General features: G+C 59.0%; 14 protein-coding genes. 11 read left to right on the top strand and 3 right to left on the bottom strand.

The features are described 5' to 3' along the window. The first annotated feature begins 5 nt into the window (after positions 1-5). The 9 genes from ybgF (at position 6) to VDP61_RS05300 (ending at position 11,781) form a co-directional block, all read left to right on the top strand. Positions 6-821 carry a tol-pal system protein YbgF gene (gene ybgF, locus VDP61_RS05260; RefSeq protein ID WP_323006039.1) on the top strand — a complete coding sequence of 272 codons (816 nt, stop codon included), beginning with the start codon at positions 6-8 and terminating at the stop codon, positions 819-821. Beyond that, complete coding sequence (tilS, locus tag VDP61_RS05265; RefSeq protein WP_323005891.1) at positions 812-2,086, top strand: tRNA lysidine(34) synthetase TilS; 1,275 nt, start codon at positions 812-814, stop codon at positions 2,084-2,086. Before ybgF ends, tilS begins: the two co-directional genes overlap by 10 nt. A 74-nt stretch (positions 2,087-2,160) precedes the next feature. Then, positions 2,161-4,068 (top strand): ATP-dependent zinc metalloprotease FtsH, encoded by a 1,908-nt coding sequence (gene ftsH / locus VDP61_RS05270; RefSeq protein ID WP_323005892.1) that lies wholly within the window; start codon positions 2,161-2,163, stop codon positions 4,066-4,068. Positions 4,069-4,954: 886 nt separating this feature from the next. Further along, complete coding sequence (locus tag VDP61_RS05275; protein ID WP_323005893.1) at positions 4,955-6,631, top strand: formate--tetrahydrofolate ligase; 1,677 nt, start codon at positions 4,955-4,957, stop codon at positions 6,629-6,631. Between the two features lie 108 nt (positions 6,632-6,739). Beyond that, positions 6,740-7,054 carry a chorismate mutase gene (locus VDP61_RS05280; RefSeq protein ID WP_323005894.1) on the top strand — a complete coding sequence of 105 codons (315 nt, stop codon included), beginning with the start codon at positions 6,740-6,742 and terminating at the stop codon, positions 7,052-7,054. Then, a complete protein-coding gene (gene folD / locus VDP61_RS05285) occupies positions 7,051-7,941 on the top strand; it encodes a bifunctional methylenetetrahydrofolate dehydrogenase/methenyltetrahydrofolate cyclohydrolase FolD (RefSeq protein ID WP_323005895.1) in 891 nt (296 codons plus the stop codon). The genes VDP61_RS05280 and folD overlap by 4 nt, the downstream gene beginning before the upstream one ends. Positions 7,942-8,271: 330 nt before the next feature. After that, positions 8,272-9,084 (top strand): TIGR00282 family metallophosphoesterase, encoded by an 813-nt coding sequence (locus VDP61_RS05290; RefSeq protein WP_323005896.1) that lies wholly within the window; start codon positions 8,272-8,274, stop codon positions 9,082-9,084. Positions 9,085-9,166: 82 nt separating this feature from the next. Continuing rightward, a complete protein-coding gene (locus VDP61_RS05295) occupies positions 9,167-10,945 on the top strand; it encodes an SLC13 family permease (RefSeq protein ID WP_323005897.1) in 1,779 nt (592 codons plus the stop codon). A gap of 95 nt (positions 10,946-11,040) precedes the next feature. Next, positions 11,041-11,781 carry a YebC/PmpR family DNA-binding transcriptional regulator gene (locus VDP61_RS05300; protein WP_323005898.1) on the top strand — a complete coding sequence of 247 codons (741 nt, stop codon included), beginning with the start codon at positions 11,041-11,043 and terminating at the stop codon, positions 11,779-11,781. Between the two features lie 252 nt (positions 11,782-12,033). Here the strand turns inward: VDP61_RS05300 and VDP61_RS05305 are convergent, their stop codons facing one another. Both VDP61_RS05305 and VDP61_RS05310 read right to left on the bottom strand, forming a co-directional pair. Next, positions 12,034-13,425: a Wzz/FepE/Etk N-terminal domain-containing protein gene (locus tag VDP61_RS05305; protein ID WP_323005899.1), complete on the bottom strand. Its 1,392-nt coding sequence runs from the start codon at positions 13,423-13,425 to the stop codon at positions 12,034-12,036. A 38-nt stretch (positions 13,426-13,463) separates the two neighbouring features. Then, on the bottom strand, positions 13,464-14,402 hold the full coding sequence (locus tag VDP61_RS05310; RefSeq protein WP_323005900.1) for a CpsD/CapB family tyrosine-protein kinase: 939 nt from the start codon (positions 14,400-14,402) through the stop codon (positions 13,464-13,466). 331 nt (positions 14,403-14,733) lie between these two features. On the opposite strand from VDP61_RS05310, the gene VDP61_RS05315 reads away from it, so the two are divergent. Continuing rightward, complete coding sequence (locus tag VDP61_RS05315; RefSeq protein ID WP_323005901.1) at positions 14,734-15,741, top strand: glycosyltransferase family A protein; 1,008 nt, start codon at positions 14,734-14,736, stop codon at positions 15,739-15,741. Here VDP61_RS05315 and VDP61_RS05320 read toward each other — a convergent pair whose 3' ends face one another. Beyond that, complete coding sequence (locus VDP61_RS05320; protein WP_323005902.1) at positions 15,742-16,491, bottom strand: WecB/TagA/CpsF family glycosyltransferase; 750 nt, start codon at positions 16,489-16,491, stop codon at positions 15,742-15,744. Positions 16,492-16,846: 355 nt separating this feature from the next. Here VDP61_RS05320 and VDP61_RS05325 point away from each other — a divergent pair, with 355 nt between their 5' ends. Next, positions 16,847-18,259 carry a hypothetical protein gene (locus tag VDP61_RS05325; RefSeq protein ID WP_323005903.1) on the top strand — a complete coding sequence of 471 codons (1,413 nt, stop codon included), beginning with the start codon at positions 16,847-16,849 and terminating at the stop codon, positions 18,257-18,259. Positions 18,260-18,351 lie beyond the last annotated feature (92 nt).

The raw sequence follows: 18,351 nt of genomic DNA on the forward strand, positions 1-18,351 counted from the left end.
TGATGATGCGCGCGGGCTTTATTGCGATCATGCTGGCGGTGCTGCCGCTGTCAGGGTTTGCGCAGGACCGCGCGCAAACCCTGGCCGATATTCGGCAGGAACTGGCGGTTTTGAACCAGTCGGTTCAAGGCTTGCGAACCGAGCTTTCGACCACTGGTGGGGTCAGCACGGGCGGCTTTGGCGGCTCTATCCTTGATCGGGTTGATGCGATCGAGGCGGCCTTGGCACAGGTGACGGCAAAAACCGAAAACCTCGAATTCAAGATCAACAAGGTTGTAACAGATGGCACCAACCGAATTGGTGACCTTGAGTTTCGGTTGACGGAACTTGAAGGCGGCGATCTGGGGGCGGTCGGCGCTACGCCTACTTTGGGTGGTGGAGATGCGGCGGCTGTGGCCCCGGTTTTGCCCGTGGCACCCTCGGCGGGCGGCTCGCTTGCAACCAATGAACAAAGCGATTTTGACCGGGCTAAGGAGGTGCTCGGTCAAGGTGACTTTCGCGCCGCCGCGGACCTCTTTGCGACCTTTGCCCAGACCTATACGGGTGGGCCCCTGACAGCGCAGGCGCATTATTATCGCGGTGAGGCGCTGTCAAATCTGGGCGAAACATCCGATGCGGCGCGGGCCTGGCTTGAGGCGTTTTCAGGCGATATGACCGGGCCGGTGGCGCCGGATGCCTTGCTGAAGGTGGGTAAGGCGCTGGCGACTTTGGGGCAGGGGCCAGAGGCTTGCGTCACCTTGCAAGAGGTTGGTGCGCGCTTTCCCGCCGATCCCGCCGCGATTGAGGCGGCGAATGCCGCGTTGGGGCTGGGGTGCCGGTAGGCGATGATTGGCCGCTGCAATTCGGGCCGGATGCGGCATTGGCCGTTTGCGCCCAAGCGGTGTTTTCAGCGGATCAAAAACCTGACCGGGTCGCGGTAGCGGTTTCGGGTGGGTCTGATTCAATCGCCGTTTTGCATTTGATGGCGCGGTTGGCGACGCATGAAGGCTTTGCGCTGCATGCGGTGACCGTGGATCATGCGCTGCGCAGCGACTCGGCTGCCGAGGCGGCTTGGGTTGCGCAGATCTGTGCCGGGCTGGCGGTGCCGCATCAGGTGTTGCGCTGGAACCATGCTGCGATTGCGGGCAACCTGATGGATGCCGCCAGACGGGCGCGCTATGGGATGATGAGTGATTGGGCGGCGGGGCAGAATGTCTCGGACGTGCTGCTGGGCCATACGGCGGATGATCAGGCCGAGACGTTTTTGATGGAGCTGGCGCGCCGCGCGGGGATTGACGGTCTTGTTGGCATGCAGCCGCAGTGGCAGCAAGGCGGGGTGCGGTTTTTGCGGCCATTTCTGACGATCCCACGCGCGGCCTTGCGGGACTATCTGTCGCGGCAAGGGGTTGGCTGGCTGGATGACCCCAGCAATGACAATGACCGCTTTGCACGGGTAAAGGCACGTCGGGCCTTGGCAGTTTTGAAACCTTTGGGCATTACGGTGGCGGTGCTGGGCGGTGTCATGGCCAATTTGCGCGCAGCCCAGGGCGCTGTGCTGGCCGCTACGCGGGATGCTGCTGCGCGGATCTGTACAGAAAGGGCTGGCGGCGTCGTTTTTGACCGGCCGCAATGGGCGGCAACAGGGGCCGAGGAACAGCGGCGCCTGTTGGTTGCCGCCTTGCGCTGGATTTCGGGTGCCGGCTATGCCCCGCGTGGGTCGGCTGTAGATCGGGTGTTGATGGCGCTTGCCAAGGGGCAGGGCGCGACCCTGGCAGGGTGCCGCATCCGGGTGTCGGGCAATGGTTTTTGCGTAATACGAGAGCCGAGGGCGGTGGCGGGGCTGGTTGCCGCGCCAGAACAACTGTGGGACGGGCGCTGGCAAGTGCGGGGGCCGTTTACACAGGGCCAAGAGATTCGCGCCTTGGGCATGGCTGGGCTTCGCCAGTGCAAGGACTGGCGGGCGACCGGGTACAGCCGCGATGCGCTGGTGGTCTCGCCCGCAATCTGGTATGATGAAGCATTGATTGCGGCACCGCTGGCCGGATTTCCGGCAGGTTTTGACGCGCGTATCGTCGCGTCTTTCAACCAATTTGTACTATCGCATTGAACAGTTGAAACTTATGTCTATTTTAAGCGCAAAGCTGTTGCCCCTTACGGCTCGGCACGTGAAGGAGAATCTTCGTGGGAAATGCACGAAATATCGCATTCTGGGTCGTCCTGTTGGTCTTGATCCTTGCTTTGTTTAACCTGTTCAGCGGCGGGCAGACGACAATGTCGTCGCGCTCGGTATCTTATTCCGACTTTATTTCGCGGGTCGATGCCGGCGATGTGGCCAGTGTGACCCTTGACGGTGAGGTGATTACCGCCCGCGGCAAGGATGGCAAGGATTTCTCGGTCATCAAGCCGCAGGGCGAAGATGTGACCGACAGGCTGATGGCCAAAGAGGTTGAGGTCGTAGCCAAACCGCAAGAGCAGTCGGGGTTTTTCAGCCTGCTGTCGCTGTGGCTGCCGTTCCTGGTGCTGATCGGCATTTGGATTTTCTTCATGAATCGCATGCAAGGTGGCGGTAAGGGCGGGGCCATGGGATTCGGTAAATCCAAGGCCAAGCTGCTGACCGAAAAGAATGGCCGTGTGACGTTTGACGACGTGGCGGGTATTGATGAAGCCAAAGAGGAGTTGGAAGAAATCGTGGAATTTCTGCGCAATCCGCAGAAATACAGCCGTTTGGGGGGTAAAATTCCCAAAGGTGCGCTGCTGGTTGGCCCTCCGGGTACGGGTAAAACCCTGTTGGCGCGCGCGATTGCGGGTGAGGCGGGTGTGCCGTTCTTTACCATCTCGGGTTCGGATTTTGTCGAAATGTTCGTAGGCGTGGGCGCAAGCCGCGTGCGCGATATGTTTGAGCAGGCGAAAAAGAATGCGCCCTGCATCGTGTTTATCGACGAGATCGACGCTGTTGGCCGGGCGCGTGGCGTTGGCATGGGCGGTGGCAATGATGAGCGTGAGCAGACGCTGAACCAGTTGCTGGTAGAGATGGACGGCTTTGAAGCCAATGAAGGCGTGATTATTGTTGCGGCCACCAACCGCAAGGACGTGCTTGACCCGGCTTTGCTGCGTCCCGGCCGTTTTGACCGCCAGATCCATGTGCCTAACCCCGACATCAAGGGGCGCGAAAAGATTTTGACCGTGCATGCGCGTAAAGTGCCGGTTGGCCCGGATGTGGATCTGCGGATTATCGCGCGCGGCACGCCCGGCTTTTCGGGGGCCGATCTGGCCAACCTTGTGAATGAGGCTGCGCTGATGGCGGCGCGTGTGGGGCGGCGTTTCGTAACCATGCATGACTTTGAACAGGCCAAGGACAAGGTGATGATGGGGGCTGAACGGCGTTCGATGGTGCTGACCACCGAGCAGAAGGAACACACTGCCTATCACGAAGCCGGGCATGCGATTGTGGGCATGGCGCTGCCGAAATGTGACCCGGTGTACAAGGCCACGATCATTCCGCGCGGTGGGGCCTTGGGTATGGTGATGAGCCTGCCGGAAATGGACCAGCTGAACATGCACAAGGATCAGTGCAAGCAGCGCATCGCGATGACGATGGCCGGAAAGGCCGCCGAGATCATCAAATGGGGTGAGGAAGGCGTGTCCAATGGCCCATCGGGTGACATAATGCAGGCCAGCGCTTTGGCCCGCGCCATGGTGATGCGCTGGGGCATGTCGGATAAAATCGGCAATATCGACTATGCCGAGGCACATCAGGGGTATCAGGGCCAGACGGGTGGGTTTTCAGTCTCGGCCGATACCAAGAACCTGATTGAAGAGGAAGTGAAGGGGTTGATCGACGAAGGCTATGCCCTTGCACGCAAGATTTTGCTGGAAAAGTCAGTAGAGTTCGAACGATTGGCGCAAGGCTTGCTGGAATACGAAACCCTGACTGGGGATGAAATCAAGAAAGTCGTTTCTGGTGAAAAACTGGGCGGCGACAATGATGGAGACAAGCCCTCGGGCGGCGAACCTGCATCGGTGGTGGCGATACCCAAGACCAAACCTCGCGGCAACAAGAGCGGGCTGGAACCAGAACCCTCAGCTTGACGTTGATGTGATCGCAATGCAAAACGCCGCAGGAAGGCCTGCGGCGTTTTGCTGTTTTGAAGCGCAACCAAAAAAATACAAGAATAAGGCGTTGTGGCCTCAACCCGACTTATGTGCCGCAGCCTGAAACCAAAGCTTTGATGCGCCATGTGAGGGAAGATTTCCCCTATGTGGCTTGTCTTCTGATAAGATCTGGGGGGATATGCTCCGCGATTTCGCGGCCCTGACGAGCGGGATCTATCACATTGGGCCACATGGCGTGCGATGTTGGCCGTTGATATCCAATCACGCGGTGAGTGAGATCAGAGCGTGGTTTTCGGCACCCGAGGGCAAAGTGCATTGCAGACCGACTTGCAAACCTGGACAGCTGGACCTGACGCAATATCCCAGCGGAGCAAAAAACGGCAACACGAAAAATGGGCATCGCGGTGGTGAACGCTGGGGCGTGGTTCGCATCGCCAGTTAGCGTAAGCGGGAGAAATCAGAGCAGCGCCAAAATACCAGCCGACAGTAAAAGCCCCAAACCGAAAGCTGCGTTGAAGACAAGCGCGACGGGGTGTTTGAGTGCGGTTTCTTTTTGCATTTCATCCTCCATGATGCTTGATTAACGCCACAAAGAAGTTTCGGTTCCTTTAACGCGGCGGCAGACCGTATAGACAGATTTCTGCGGGGTTTTATGGGGCGCGCGCATTCCCGCAAATCCGCCATCTTTATGTGGTTTTCGCGCCCTGACTTGCTGTTTTTGGCGTAATATCCGGCTTTGCAAACACGGGCTGGCGAATTTGGTCTGGGATGCGTCGGAAACGCTCTTTCCTGCTACAAATTGACTGGTTACACCATTCTCAACGCCCGACTTGGGCGATGGCATGCAGGGAGTGGCGGAACAATGGCATTTAAGACCGATATCGAGATTGCACGGGAAGCGAAGAAACAGCCGATCATGCAGATTGGCGAAAAGCTGGGCATCCCGCCCGAGCATCTGCTGCCCTATGGCCACGACAAGGCCAAGGTAAGCCAAGAGTTTATCGCCTCATTGGCGGGCCGCAAGAATGGCAAGCTGATCCTGGTTACGGCGATCAACCCGACCCCTGCGGGCGAAGGCAAGACCACGACGACAGTAGGGCTGGGGGACGGGCTGAACCGCATTGGCAAGAAAGCGGTCGTCTGTATCCGCGAAGCCAGCCTTGGGCCAAACTTTGGCATGAAGGGCGGGGCTGCGGGGGGCGGCTATGCGCAGGTTGTGCCGATGGAGGAAATGAACCTTCACTTCACTGGCGATTTCCACGCGATTACCAGCGCCCATAACCTGCTGTCGGCAATGATCGACAACCACATCTACTGGGGCAACGAGCTGATGATTGATGAGCGCCGTGTGGCGTGGCGTCGGGTAATGGATATGAACGACCGTGCGTTGCGCGATGTTGTGACCAGCCTTGGCGGCGTTTCAAACGGCTTTCCGCGCCAGACCGGGTTTGACATCACGGTGGCCTCTGAGGTTATGGCGATTTTGTGCCTGTCCAATGACCTGGCCGATTTGCAGCAGCGTTTGGGCGATATCGTTGTCGCCTATCGCCGCGACAAGGCGCCGATCTATTGCCGGGATATCAAGGCCGATGGGGCAATGACCGTGTTGCTCAAGGATGCAATGCAGCCGAACCTTGTGCAAACGCTGGAAAACAACCCGGCCTTTGTGCATGGCGGCCCGTTTGCCAATATCGCGCATGGCTGCAACTCGGTTATTGCGACCAAAACAGCGCTGAAACTGGGCGAATATGTGGTGACCGAGGCCGGCTTTGGGGCCGATCTGGGGGCTGAAAAGTTCATGAACATCAAGTGCCGCAAGGCCGGGCTTGCGCCGGATGCGGTGGTGCTGGTTGCCACGGTGCGGGCGATGAAAATGAACGGCGGCGTGGCCAAGGCCGATTTGGGGCCGGAAAATGTGGAAGCCGTGAAAAAGGGCTGCCCGAACCTTGGTCGCCACATCGGCAACCTTAAAAGCTTTGGCGTGCCGGTGGTTGTTGCGATCAACCATTTCGTATCCGATACCGAAGCCGAGGTGCAGGCGGTAAGGGATTACGTTAAATCCCAAGGGTCCGAGGCGATCTTGTGCAAGCATTGGGCGAATGGATCTGCCGGGATCGAAGATCTGGCGCATAAGGTCGTGCAGCTTGCTGAAAGTGGCGCCGCCAATTTTGCGCCGCTTTACCCTGATGATATGCCACTGATGGAAAAGATCGAAACCATCGCCAAGCGGATTTATCACGCGGATGAGGTGCTGGCCGACAAATCCATCCGGGCGCAGTTGAAGGTTTGGGAAGATGCGGGCTATGGGCATTTCCCGGTGTGCATGGCAAAGACGCAATACTCGTTCAGCACCGACCCCAACCTGCGCGGCGCGCCGACCGGCCATTCGGTGCCGGTGCGTGAAGTGCGGCTTTCGGCTGGCGCTGGCTTTATCGTGGTCATCTGCGGTGAAATCATGACGATGCCAGGCCTGCCACGGGTGCCAAGTGCCGAAGTTATCCGTCTGAATGCGGATGGCAATGTTGAGGGCTTGTTCTGACCCATAAAAAGGGGGGTGCGGCATCGCGCCCCCCGTGCCTTTGGCTATGCGGCTTGCCCCCATATCTTTAGCGGTTCAAAGCGGTAACAAAGACAAGATGAGGATAAAATGAAGCGCCCCGCCGACTGTGAGACGATGCAAGATATCCGGGCCGAGATTGACCGACTGGATGTGGCGCTGATTGAATTGTTGGCGGCGCGGGCAGGTTATATTGACCGCGCCGCCATTGTCAAAATTGGGGCTGGGCTGCCCGCCAGAATTGATGATCGGGTAGAAGAAGTGGTGGCCAATGTGCGCCTTGCGGCCGAGGCGCAGGGGCTGCCCCCCGATCTGGCTGAAACGCTATGGCGGCAGTTGATTGATTGGTCGATTGCGCAGGAAGACGTTATATTGCGGGCCGTGGCCCCGGAGGAGGCGAAATGAGTGCAGTGATCATCGACGGAAAGGCTTTTGCGGGCAAGGTACGCGGCAAGGTTGCAGCGCATGTGGCGCGGTTGATCAAAGACCATGGCATTACGCCGGGGCTGGCCGTGGTGCTGGTGGGGGAAGATCCGGCCTCGGAAGTTTATGTAAAGTCGAAGGGCAAGATGACGGTTGAGGTTGGAATGACCTCTATCGAACATAAGCTGCCTGCAGAAACCACCGAGGCGGATTTGCTGGCGCTGATTGCCAGCTTGAACGCGGATCCGAAAATTCACGGTATTCTGGTGCAGTTGCCGTTGCCTTCGCACCTTAACTCTGAACTGGTTATCAATGCGATTGATCCGGCCAAGGATGTGGACGGCTTTCACATTTCGAACGTCGGGCTGCTTGGAACCGGACAAAAAAGCATGGTGCCTTGTACGCCCTTGGGGTGTTTGATGATGCTGCGTGATCATTATGGCAGCCTGTCGGGATTGAATGCCGTTGTGGTGGGGCGCAGCAATATTGTGGGCAAGCCGATGGCACAGCTGCTGTTGGGCGACAGTTGCACGGTAACGATCGCACATAGCCGCACCAAGGATTTGGCTGCGGTCTGCCGGGGCGCGGATATTTTGGTCGCAGCCGTGGGTCGGCCTGAGATGATTACTGGCGCGTATGTAAAACCCGGCGCAACGGTGATTGATGTCGGTATCAACCGGATCGAACGCGATGGCAAAACCAAGCTCGTGGGGGATGCTGAGTTTGCAAGCTGTGCCGCCGTTGCGGGGGCGATTACGCCCGTGCCGGGTGGGGTGGGGCCAATGACGATTGCGTGTTTGCTGGCAAATACCGTGACAGCCTGTTGTCGCGCCAATGGCTTACCCGAGCCTGAAGGGTTGACCGCGTAAGATCTGGGCGCAAGGCCCCCCCCGCCCCCTTGCTTTGGGGGGCGGGGGGGGCCTTGCGCAGCCGGGGGGCGGGGCGCGAATGTGCGATATCTGCAATCCGGATAGCCGTTTCCCGTTTAAAATCATCACGTTCTGTAGATATTTTGCAAGGGCTTGGCCGCTGCACAGTGCCACTTGGTGCAGATGCAACGGCCCGCCGTAACTGCAGGCCAGTGGGAACGGCGGGGCTAGGGGGCCAAGACAGGGGCGCCACAGCGGGGCCGCAAGGTGGCCGGGCAAATCTTTCGATTTCCACTTGCTCTTGGCTGCCGCGCCGCCTATCCACATTACATGAAAATACTGTTTCTTGGCGATGTTATGGGGCGTTCTGGCCGGGCCGCGATTACCGAGCGGTTGCCGCGGCTTCGTGAGGATTGGAAGCTGGATTTCGTCGTGGTCAACGGCGAAAATGCCAGCGGCGGCATGGGCCTGACCGGGGCGCATGCCAAAGGCATTCTGGATGCCGGTGCCGATTGTGTGACCTTGGGCGACCATGCCTTTGACCAAAAGGACATGCTGCAATTCATTGAAAGCGAGCCGCGCGTTTTGCGCCCCCTCAACTATGCCAAGGGCGCGCCCGGCAAGGGCGCACGGGTGTTTGAGGCGCGTGGCGGCCGCAAGGTTCTGGTGGCGCAAGCGCTGGGTCAGGTCTTCATGAAACGTCCGTTCGACGACCCATTCTCTGCCGTGGAGGCTGTGTTGAAGGCGCATCCATTGGGCGGTATGGTCAGCGCCTCGATCATTGACATGCATTGCGAGGCGACCTCGGAAAAAATGGCGATGGGGCATTGGTGCGACGGGCGCGCCAGCCTATGCGTCGGAACCCATACCCATGTGCCAACGGCAGACGCGCAGATTTTGGCGCAGGGCTGTGCGTATCTGAGCGATGCCGGGATGTGCGGCGATTATGATTCTGTGATCGGGATGGAAAAACTGGAGCCCATGCGCCGGTTTATCACCGGAATGTCCAAAACGCGGTTTGAACCTGCGAGCGGCGATGCAACCCTGTCAGGGGTCTATGTCGAGACCGACGACAAGACCGGGCGCGCGACCCGTGTGGCGATGATCCGTATCGGTGGGCGGTTGCAAGAGGCACGCCCCTGACATGGCCTGCGCTTTGGGGCTGTTTGCCGACCCGGCAGTCAGGCTAGACTAGATCAGAACCTATAGGGGCGAATGCGCAAGTATGTTTGGTTTGGACCTTTCTGAAACGATGCAGGCGTGGGGGGCGATTGCCATCTTGTTTGGCATGTTGGTGCTGTTTGTCCGGGAAACCTTTCCGGTCGAAGTGACGGCACTTGCCGGGGCTGCCGTGATGCTGGTCACCGGGATCTTGCCACAAGATGATGCGATGGTGGTGTTGTCGAACCATGCCCCCTGGACGATTGCCGCGATGTTCGTGATCGTGGGGGCCTTGGTGCGCACCGGGGGCCTGGACTGGGTGACGCGGCTGGCGGTACGGAATGTCGAGGCGCGCCCGGCAGTGACCCTTGCGACCCTGTCGATCGCGATCATTCTGATGTCGGCCTTCATGAACAATACGCCGATTGTTGTCGTGATGATTCCGGTTTTCATGCAGCTGGCCAAACAGCTAAAGATGTCGCCGTCCAAGGTAATGATTCCCCTGTCTTATCTGGCGATTTTCGGCGGAACGATCACTTTGATCGGCACGTCGACAAACCTGCTGGTTGATGGCGTGGCGCGCCATATGGGCATGCAGCCGTTTGGCATATTCGACATCACGCCATTGGGTCTGGTCATGGCTTCGGTCGGGACGTTGTACCTGTTCTTGTTCGCGCGCAAGCTGTTGCCGACGCGCGACAGCATGGGCATGTTGCTTGGCGATCGGTCCAAGATGAAGTTTTTCACCGAGGTTGCGCTGCCCGAGGAGTCGGGGCTGATCGGCCAGAAGGTGATGGAAGTTGACCTGTTCAAACGCGAGTCGATGCGGGTGATTGACGTGTTGCGCGGGGATGCCAGTTTGCGCCGCGCGCTGGCGGGGGTAGAGTTGCAGGCGGGCGACCGTGTGGTTTTGCGCACCCCGATGTCCGAGGTATTGGCCCTGCAAAGCAGCCCCGACCTGCGCCAGGTTGAAAAGCTGTCCTCGGTGCAAACCGAGACGGTCGAGGTGCTTATCACCCCCGGCTGTCAGATGGTCGGGCGTTCGCTGGGGTCTTTGCGGTTGCGACGGCGGTATGGTGTTTACACGCTGGCTGTGCATCGCAGAAACCAGAACATCGGGCGGCAACTGGATGATTTGGTGGTACAGGTCGGCGACACATTGCTGCTGGAGGGGGCGGCGGCCGATATTCAACGGCTCGCGCTTGATATGGATCTTGTCGATATCGGGCACCCATCCGAGCGCGCCTATCGCCGGGGGCATGCGCCCATTGTGATAGGGGTTCTGACGGCGGTGGTTGGGCTGTCGGCCCTTAACGCGGCCCCGATTGTTATTCTGGCGCTGATCGGCGTAACGGTCGTGTTGGTGACGCGCTGCATTGACGCGGATGAGGCCTTTGGCTTTATCGAGGGGCGACTTTTGGCGCTGATCTTTGCGATGTTGGCCGTGGGCATGGGGTTGGACCGTTCTGGCGCGGTAAAACTGATCGTCGACGCCATTTCGCCGTTCATGCTGGGTTTGCCGCCCTTCATGCTGGTTTTTGCGGTGTATAGCCTTGCATCAGTGCTGACGGAACTGGTGTCAAACAACGCGGTGGCAGTGATATTGACGCCGATTGCGATTGGGCTTGGCAGCTCGCTTGGCGTCGACCCCAGGCCTTTGGTCGTGGCGGTGATGTTTGGTGCCTCGGCCAGTTTTTCGACGCCGATCGGGTATCAGACCAATACACTGGTTTACGGGCCGGGGGGCTATCGGTTCACCGATTTCCTGCGCATCGGGGTGCCGCTGAACCTGTTGATGATGGTGGTGATGAGCACGATGATTCCGTGGTTCTTCCCGTTTTGACCTGCGTTTGTGGTTTCGGGCGGGGTTGCGGATAAGGGCCCCGCTTGTGTATAGGGCGTTTACAGCGATTTATTCAGATAACGGAGACCGGGCTTATGGCAGGCCATTCCAAATGGGCGAATATCCAGCACCGTAAGGGCAAGCAAGACAAGTTACGCTCGAAAATGTTTTCCAAACTGTCCAAGGAAATCACTGTCGCGGCCAAGATGGGCGAGCCGGACCCAGATAAGAACCCGCGCTTGCGCCTTGCGGTAAAGGCGGCGAAATCGCTTTCGATGCCGAAGGATGTGATTGATCGGGCGATCAAGAAATCGCAGGCGGGCGATGCCGCCGATTACACGGAAATCAGGTATGAAGGCTATGGCGCCAATGGCATTGCGATTATCGTTGAGGCGATGACCGACAACCTGAACCGAACCGCCAGCAATGTGCGCAGCTATTTCACCAAATGTGGCGGCAATATGGGGCAGACCGGATCGGTAAGCCACGGGTTTGACCGGGTTGGCGAGATATCTTATCCGGCTGGGGCGGGTGATGCTGACACTGTGATGATGGCAGCTTTGGACGCGGGTGCGGATGATGTTGTGTCGGATGAGGATGGGCATTGGATTTATTGTGCAATGGAAGCCCTGAACGATGTGTCGGATGCACTGGAAAAGACCTTGGGCGAGTCGACTGAATCCAAGCTGATCTGGAAGCCGCAGATCTTGACAGAAGTAGATCTGGACACGGCGCAAAAGCTGATGAAGCTGATCGACATGCTGGAAGAAGATGACGACGTGCAGGATGTGACCCATAATTTTGACATCCCCGAGGATGTGGCCGCACAGCTTTAGGTGCTTCTGGGGCTTGATTTTGCCAAGATGAGTCTGGCTCTCGGCTTTCATGCCGGGGGCTTACAATCAGTCAGATAAAATAAATCAATAGGTTGATTGGGTTTGGACCCTGGCCTTAATGGGCTTCGAGGCCGACGCAACCATGCTTGCGTTCGTTGCTTTTCGTAAGCGGCTGACACTGATTTGGGCGTGACCCATGACGCAGGAGAGCTTGCCAGGATTGCATCTGGCCAGGCGCGAAACCCATCAGGTTCAGGTCAGGGCCACTGCCATTGCCACCAGCAAAATGACCACGGTTCCGCCAAACAGCATCTGTATCCGGCCCAGTTGCTGCGCAACCATCGGGCGCGCGCTTGGTGCAGGGGGGGGCACGGGGCGCGCCACCCGCGGCCGCTTTGGCAAGTCAGACATGAATCGCTGGCGCAAGGATTGGCCTGCGGATCTGATTTCAGGAATGGCGACGATCGGGCGTAAATCCAATTCGCGCTCCAACTGGCTGCGAGTCCGCAAAACCGGGTGTAGCTGGTCCAGCAAAAAGGCGGCCATCACCCCAAGAAACAGGCTGGCACCTGCGCCGAGAATCGCCAGTTTGCGGCGGCCACCGCTGATCGGGTAATCGGGTTCTGCGGCGCGTTCCAGCAAAGAGAATGTTTCGCCCTGATTGCGGTCTTGCAGCTTGGCATCGGTTTCGGCATCGGCGCTTCTGCGGGTTACGATTGCATATTGGTTTTGCAATTGGGTCAGATCACGTTGATATTGATCCATGCGGCGGTCTACATCCAACGCCTTGGCCAGCGTCGCCAGAAGTTCGGCGCGGCGCGTTTCCAACGCCTTGCCTTGGGCCGTCAGCGTGTCGATCTGCGCGATCAGCCCATCCAATTGGCGGCGATCCGTGGCGCGCAGGGTCGCTTTACGCTCAATCCCGGCCCGGTCATTCCGCGCGGCGACAAGCGCTTGATCAAGCGCCCGCAGTTCTGTCTCAATTCCTGTCAGCTCGGTGCGCAGCAACTCACGCTGGGCGGGCAGGGCATCACGGTTTTGCGCTTGAAACCCTGCCAATTCGGCTTCCAGCACGCCAATTTGCGTCTTGAGGCGGGTTTCTTCCTCGCGGAAAAAGCCAAGCGCTTCCTGGGCGCGCTCCATCTGGCCATCGGCACCAGCATCCAAAATGCCCTGCGCAAAATCATTGGCTACCCGTGCGGCTTTTGCCCGTGTTTCGGCCTGGGCGCTGATCAGCAGGGCCGACACCTCGGATGTTTGCCCAAAAGGCGCCGCAGCGCTTGCAACCGTTTCAAACCGCAATGCGATCCGCAACAGATGCACTTTTTCGTCATCCGTCAGCGGCAAGTCGGAATAAAGCTGGTGCCGCGCAATCACGGCAAGCATATTCTCGCGCGTGGTCAATTGTTGCTGGATGGCCTGCAAGCGTTTCGCTGAACTGTCATGCGCTGTGCCTGCTGCGGTATCCGGGCTGGTGACTGTAGGGCTTTGCACCTGAATGAGGGCGGTACTTTCAAATACATCCGGTTTGGCGATGACATAAAGCAATGTCATCACGATGCCGAACACCGTGACCGCGCCGATCAACAAGCGCCGGCGCAGCAGCAGCCCGATCAACTCATCCATATTTTGAATTTTACCCATATTACCCCCGTATCATGGCCCGTGCCACGGCTTCCGCATCATGCAATACCAAAGCGGCGCAGTTTGCGGTCTTGCGCGCGGTTCAGCACGACACCCATCAAGGGGCATTGATTGGAAAACAACCGCTCACAGGCGCGGACCTCTTCGGTGGTTGTTCTGGTCCCATCAACCACCAGCAACACCGCGTCAACTTGCGGCAACAATGCCAGCATGTCGTCGCTGACCAGCACGGGGGGCGCATCAATGACAGCCAGTTCCGGGTTTAGCTGTATCATCATCTCAGAGAGCGAGGCGGCCGTAGACGGCTCATGCAGGGTTTCGGCGGCATCGGGAATGGGGGTACTGTTCAGGCCTAGCGCAAGCGTGCGGCCTACGCGCTGAAAGTGGCTTTCCAAAGGTTGCTCGCCGTTCAGAAAGTCGCGGATCGGGCCAATATCGGCAAGGCCAAACAGCTTGGCCAAGCCCGGATGACGCAGTTCCAGATCCAGCAGCACCGTCCGGCTTGACGGGCGGCGCGCAAGGCTAAGCGCAAGATTGGCTGCAACGAAGGTCTTGCCACAGCCATGCGTAGGCGAGGTGATCGCAAGCCGTTTCCAGCCACGCTCTTGCATCGCGTGCAGCAGGCGGGTGCGCAGAATGTCGAAATAGGTCGTCACGCCGGATTGTTGCGATTCGATAAACAGACCTTTTCCGCTTAACTGTGCCGGATCAAACGTCACAACGCCAAGTGATTCCCATACGCGGTCCGGGTTGGGGGCAGACAGGTTAAGGGCGGTGCTGCCGGCGTCTTTCTCGGAGGCAGGTAAAACCGTTGGGTGCTGCGCGGCCTGCGGTGCCGCGCGAAATACCGATACAGCCGTAGTACGCGGGCGCTTGATTTCTTCTGCCATCTTTCGAAAGCTATCGTCATCCATTGGCGCTTGCCCCAAATCCGCCGGCCAACGGGCTGACGACAACAAGATATCGTGGTTGGCCATACAAAATCAGGCTCCTGCTGCCAAGCGCGACGACTGTCAACGCGGGCGGTTACACACATGGCACCCGCATCGCAGCAGGCAAGGTTTCTGGCCGTCACATTCGGGTGTGCCCCTGTTATGGTGCGCGCCTGCAAGATTCGTCCAGGCCCCCGCCCAGTACCTATAGATACCAGATTACGCTTTGAATTGAAAGACAAGAGGCGGGGCGTGGCCCCCGGTAGCGGTCTGTATGGGGCCCGCATCTGGGGGATACGCAAGATATATGTCGGGCGTGGCAAATGGGCTGGGCCGGCCGTATGATCGGCCAGCACAGTTTACAGGATACGCGCCGATGCCCAAGCCAACGCCCAAGCCGACGCCCAAGCCAACGCCCAAGCCAACGCACTGTCCCGATGCGGCCGCCAAACGGGTAGAGGCCGTTGTGATCGGGCGCAACGAGGGCGGGCGTTTGCGGGCCTGCCTTGCTTCGCTGGCCCTGCAGGTTGATCGGGTGATTTATGTCGATAGCGGGTCCACCGATGGTAGCGCCGCGCTGGCGCGGGACATGGGGGCGGCAGTGATAGGCTTGGATATGACGTTTCCCTTCACCGCTGCCCGTGCCCGCAATGCAGGGCTTGCAGCGGTACGCGCCGAATTTGTGCAGTTTGTCGATGGCGATTGCACGGTGCAGCCCGATTGGGTGACAGCGGCGCTGGCCTTTGCGGCGCAACATCCCGATGCCACGGTGATCTGCGGCCGCCGCCGCGAGCGGTTCCCCGAAGCCTCGGTTTACAACCGCCTGTGTGACAGCGAATGGAACACCCCTATCGGCCCGGCGCGTGCCTGTGGCGGCGATGCGTTAATGCGGGTGGCTGCGGTGCGGGCTGTGGGCGGATATGACAGCAGCTTGATCGCGGGCGAAGAGCCCGAGCTATGCCTGCGCCTTGCCCGCAAGGGGGGTGAGATTTGGCGTATCGACGCCGAAATGACGCTGCATGATGCTGCCATGACCCGGTTTGCCCAATGGTGGCGCCGCAGTCGCCGCGCAGGCCATGCCTTTGCAGAAGGGGCGGCCCTGCATGGCGCAGGGCCCGAGCGGCATTGGCGGGCCGAGGCGCGCCGCGCCGTTTTCTGGGGGGCGGGCGTTCCCGCCGCCGCTTTGGTCTTGGGGGGGCTGCATCCGCTGGGTTTTGCGGTGCTGTTGGCATGGCCAGCACAGGTTTTGCGCCTGATACCCCGACTGGGGCCAGAAAGGGCGTTTTTTACTGTGTTGGGTAAACTGCCCGAGGCGCAGGGGGTCTTTGGCTATTGGTGGGGCCGATTGCGGCGTAAACGCAAGCCGCTGATCGAGTATAAATAGCTACCCGCGCCGCCGCCATGCCCGCCATGCCTGCCCCGGCAAGATCGCGGCGCAGCTTAGATATCTTGGCACCATGCGTCTGGGGTTTTGTGCTGCCCGCCACGCCCACTCCAGCGCAAGGCGGCGCGACCACTCGGGCGCCCGCTGCTGATGGCCCGACAGAAAATCCACCCCTGCGCCCACGCTTGCGAATCCCGCTTGTGGCGCCAATCTGCGACCAAGGGCGGCCAATTGCTCTTGTTTTGGGGCGCCCAGCGCGATCAGGCACAGGCACGGCCCGATATCGTTGATCTGCCGCAGCAGGGCCTCTGCCTCGGGGCCAACGGGGTTGAAGCCAAAATCAGGCGCGATTGTGCGTGCGATCCTGACCCCCGGCACGCTAGCCCCCAACGCGGCGACCGCACCGGCCAGCGCTGTGGGCGTGCTGCCAAACAAGACCACAGGCCGGCCCAGCTTTGTGGCCACCCGCACCAGGGGCAACACCAAATCGGAACCGGGCACCAAAGACACCGGATGCCGCGCCAGCCTTGACAGCCACACAATCGGATTGCCATCGGCCACCACCATGTCTTGCACGGCATAGGCCGCACGAAACATCGGGTTCGCCCGCAGTTTGACAAGGTGATCAAGGTTGATTGTGGCCAACGAAAATCCGCGCCCATCCCGCAGATGTTGCGCCACATCGGCCAGAAGCGTGGCTGCGTCGGGGTGGGTGATCACAATTTCAGTACCGCCGAAAGCAAATTTCATAAGCGTGATCCGATGAGGGGGGGGGCCTGCGGGCTGTACCACGAATTTTTGTGTAAGTGAGGGTTGGAAACGTGGCGTAACAGCGATTGAAACGCAACACTCTGTTTCCAATCGGTTCAAGGATAAGGCTTTGAATGTTTCAAGATAAGGGCATTTATATTGAATTTCAAATGGTTAATGTCTTGCCCGCATGGGCTTCACCGAAATGCGCGCATCTGCGGGCGGGCAGGCACGCAACATTTGGGCCCGCCCGCACCCAGGCCGGATAGTTTGGGCGCGGCCCGCGTGTTAGGCTTGTCGCTGATAGCCGCGCCAGCCTGTCGCTGGTCTTTGAAAATGGAATGTCTTTCTGGCGATGCCCAACGCCTTTGCCTATCTGATGCTGCTTGCCTGGCCCGTCATAGCGACGGTTCTGTTTCGGCGTTTGCCGCGTGAAAAGGCGTTGATCTGGTCGATTCTTGCCGCCTATATGCTGTTGCCGCCGCTTGTGAATATCAACCTGCCAGCCGTGCCGGATCTGGATAAATTCACGATTTCCAACCTATGTGCCCTGGTTTTGACGCTTTGGGTGCTGGATGAAAAGATCAGCTTTTTGCCGCGCAGTTTCATCGGGCGGGTGCTGATCGTGCTGTATGTCATCAGCCCGTTTGCCACCATGCTGACCAACCCCGAGCCGATCTTGATTGTTGCCAAAGATGTTCCGGCGCTGCGGCTTTATGATTCGGTTGCGACAATCAGCTATCAGTTCATTGCCCTGCTACCGTTCTTTTTGGCCCGCCATTTGTTGCGAACCGATGCCGGGATGAAAGCAATGGTTGGCGCGTTGGTTACGGCCGGGCTGGTTTATTCTTTCCCGATGCTGCTGGAGGCGCGGCTATCGCCGCAGCTTAACATCTGGGTCTATGGGTTTTTTCAACATGACTTTTCGCAAAGCATGCGCGGTGGTGGCTTTCGCCCAATGGTTTTCATGCCGCATGGGCTTTGGGTGGCATTTTTCGCGCTGATGGCCGCGATGGCTGCGCTGATCATGCTGCGCACAAGCAATTCCGAAGATCGTCCGCGCCGACTTGCGATTTTTCTCTACCTCGGCTTCGTGCTTTTCATGTGCAAAAGTGCCGGCCCATTGGTCTATGCGCTGGGCCTGATCCCGATCATTCTGCTGGTTGGGCGGCGCTGGCAATTGCTGCTGGCGGCGGCTTTGGGCGTGGTCGTGATCTGCTATCCCTTGCTGCGCGGGGCACAGCTTATTCCGCTGGATACAATTCTGGATTATGCGCTGGCCATCAACTCTGAACGCCACCAGTCGCTGAGCTTTCGCATCATGAACGAAGAACAGCTTTTAGAGCGCGCGATGCAAAAGCCGTTTTTCGGTTGGGGTGGGTATGGCCGCAACCTGATCCTCGATCCGGTGACGGGCGCGATGCTGACCATTCCTGATGGGCGGTGGATTATCGTTTTGGGCACCTATGGCTGGCTTGGCTATATTGCCGAATTTGGCCTGCTGGTTCTGCCGCTGGTCTATCTGGGGGGGCAGGCGCTGGTTCAACGGTCAGCCGCGTTTTCGCCTTTTGCCTGCACGATCGCGCTGATTTATGCGGCCAATCTTGCCGATCTTTTGCCAAATGCCACGCTTATACCCTTCACTTGGCTGATGGCCGGGGCGCTGATGGGCTATGCAGAAAGCCTGGGCCTTCAAGCAAACACGCAAGCGATTGCGATGTCGAATGCCCGCCTGGCCCCCCGGTCTGACCCGCGCACGATACTCTGACTTGCTTGGCACCCGGCTTTATGGGCATTGATTCGGGGGTGAGCCGGGCAAGTGATCGTTTGTCACTGTTTCCCGATGGGGTCCAATCCGGC

This window comes from Pseudorhodobacter sp. (assembly GCF_034675685.1).
GTDB lineage: Bacteria > Pseudomonadota > Alphaproteobacteria > Rhodobacterales > Rhodobacteraceae > Pseudorhodobacter.

Bases quoted from the DNA above. Each gene is read 5' to 3' on its own strand.
- VDP61_RS05305 (WP_323005899.1), bottom strand. From the start codon at position 13,425: ATGGGTAAAATTCAAAATATGGATGAGTTGATCGGGCTGCTGCTGCGC.
- VDP61_RS05325 (WP_323005903.1), top strand. From the start codon at position 16,847: ATGCCCAACGCCTTTGCCTATCTGATGCTGCTTGCCTGGCCCGTCATA.
- VDP61_RS05290 (WP_323005896.1), top strand. From the start codon at position 8,272: ATGAAAATACTGTTTCTTGGCGATGTTATGGGGCGTTCTGGCCGGGCC.
- VDP61_RS05275 (WP_323005893.1), top strand. From the start codon at position 4,955: ATGGCATTTAAGACCGATATCGAGATTGCACGGGAAGCGAAGAAACAG.
- VDP61_RS05310 (WP_323005900.1), bottom strand. From the start codon at position 14,402: ATGGCCAACCACGATATCTTGTTGTCGTCAGCCCGTTGGCCGGCGGAT.
- VDP61_RS05300 (WP_323005898.1), top strand. From the start codon at position 11,041: ATGGCAGGCCATTCCAAATGGGCGAATATCCAGCACCGTAAGGGCAAG.
- ybgF (WP_323006039.1), top strand. From the start codon at position 6: ATGCGCGCGGGCTTTATTGCGATCATGCTGGCGGTGCTGCCGCTGTCA.
- folD (WP_323005895.1), top strand. From the start codon at position 7,051: ATGAGTGCAGTGATCATCGACGGAAAGGCTTTTGCGGGCAAGGTACGC.
- VDP61_RS05320 (WP_323005902.1), bottom strand. From the start codon at position 16,491: ATGAAATTTGCTTTCGGCGGTACTGAAATTGTGATCACCCACCCCGAC.
- VDP61_RS05315 (WP_323005901.1), top strand. From the start codon at position 14,734: ATGCCCAAGCCAACGCCCAAGCCGACGCCCAAGCCAACGCCCAAGCCA.
- VDP61_RS05280 (WP_323005894.1), top strand. From the start codon at position 6,740: ATGAAGCGCCCCGCCGACTGTGAGACGATGCAAGATATCCGGGCCGAG.
- VDP61_RS05295 (WP_323005897.1), top strand. From the start codon at position 9,167: ATGTTTGGTTTGGACCTTTCTGAAACGATGCAGGCGTGGGGGGCGATT.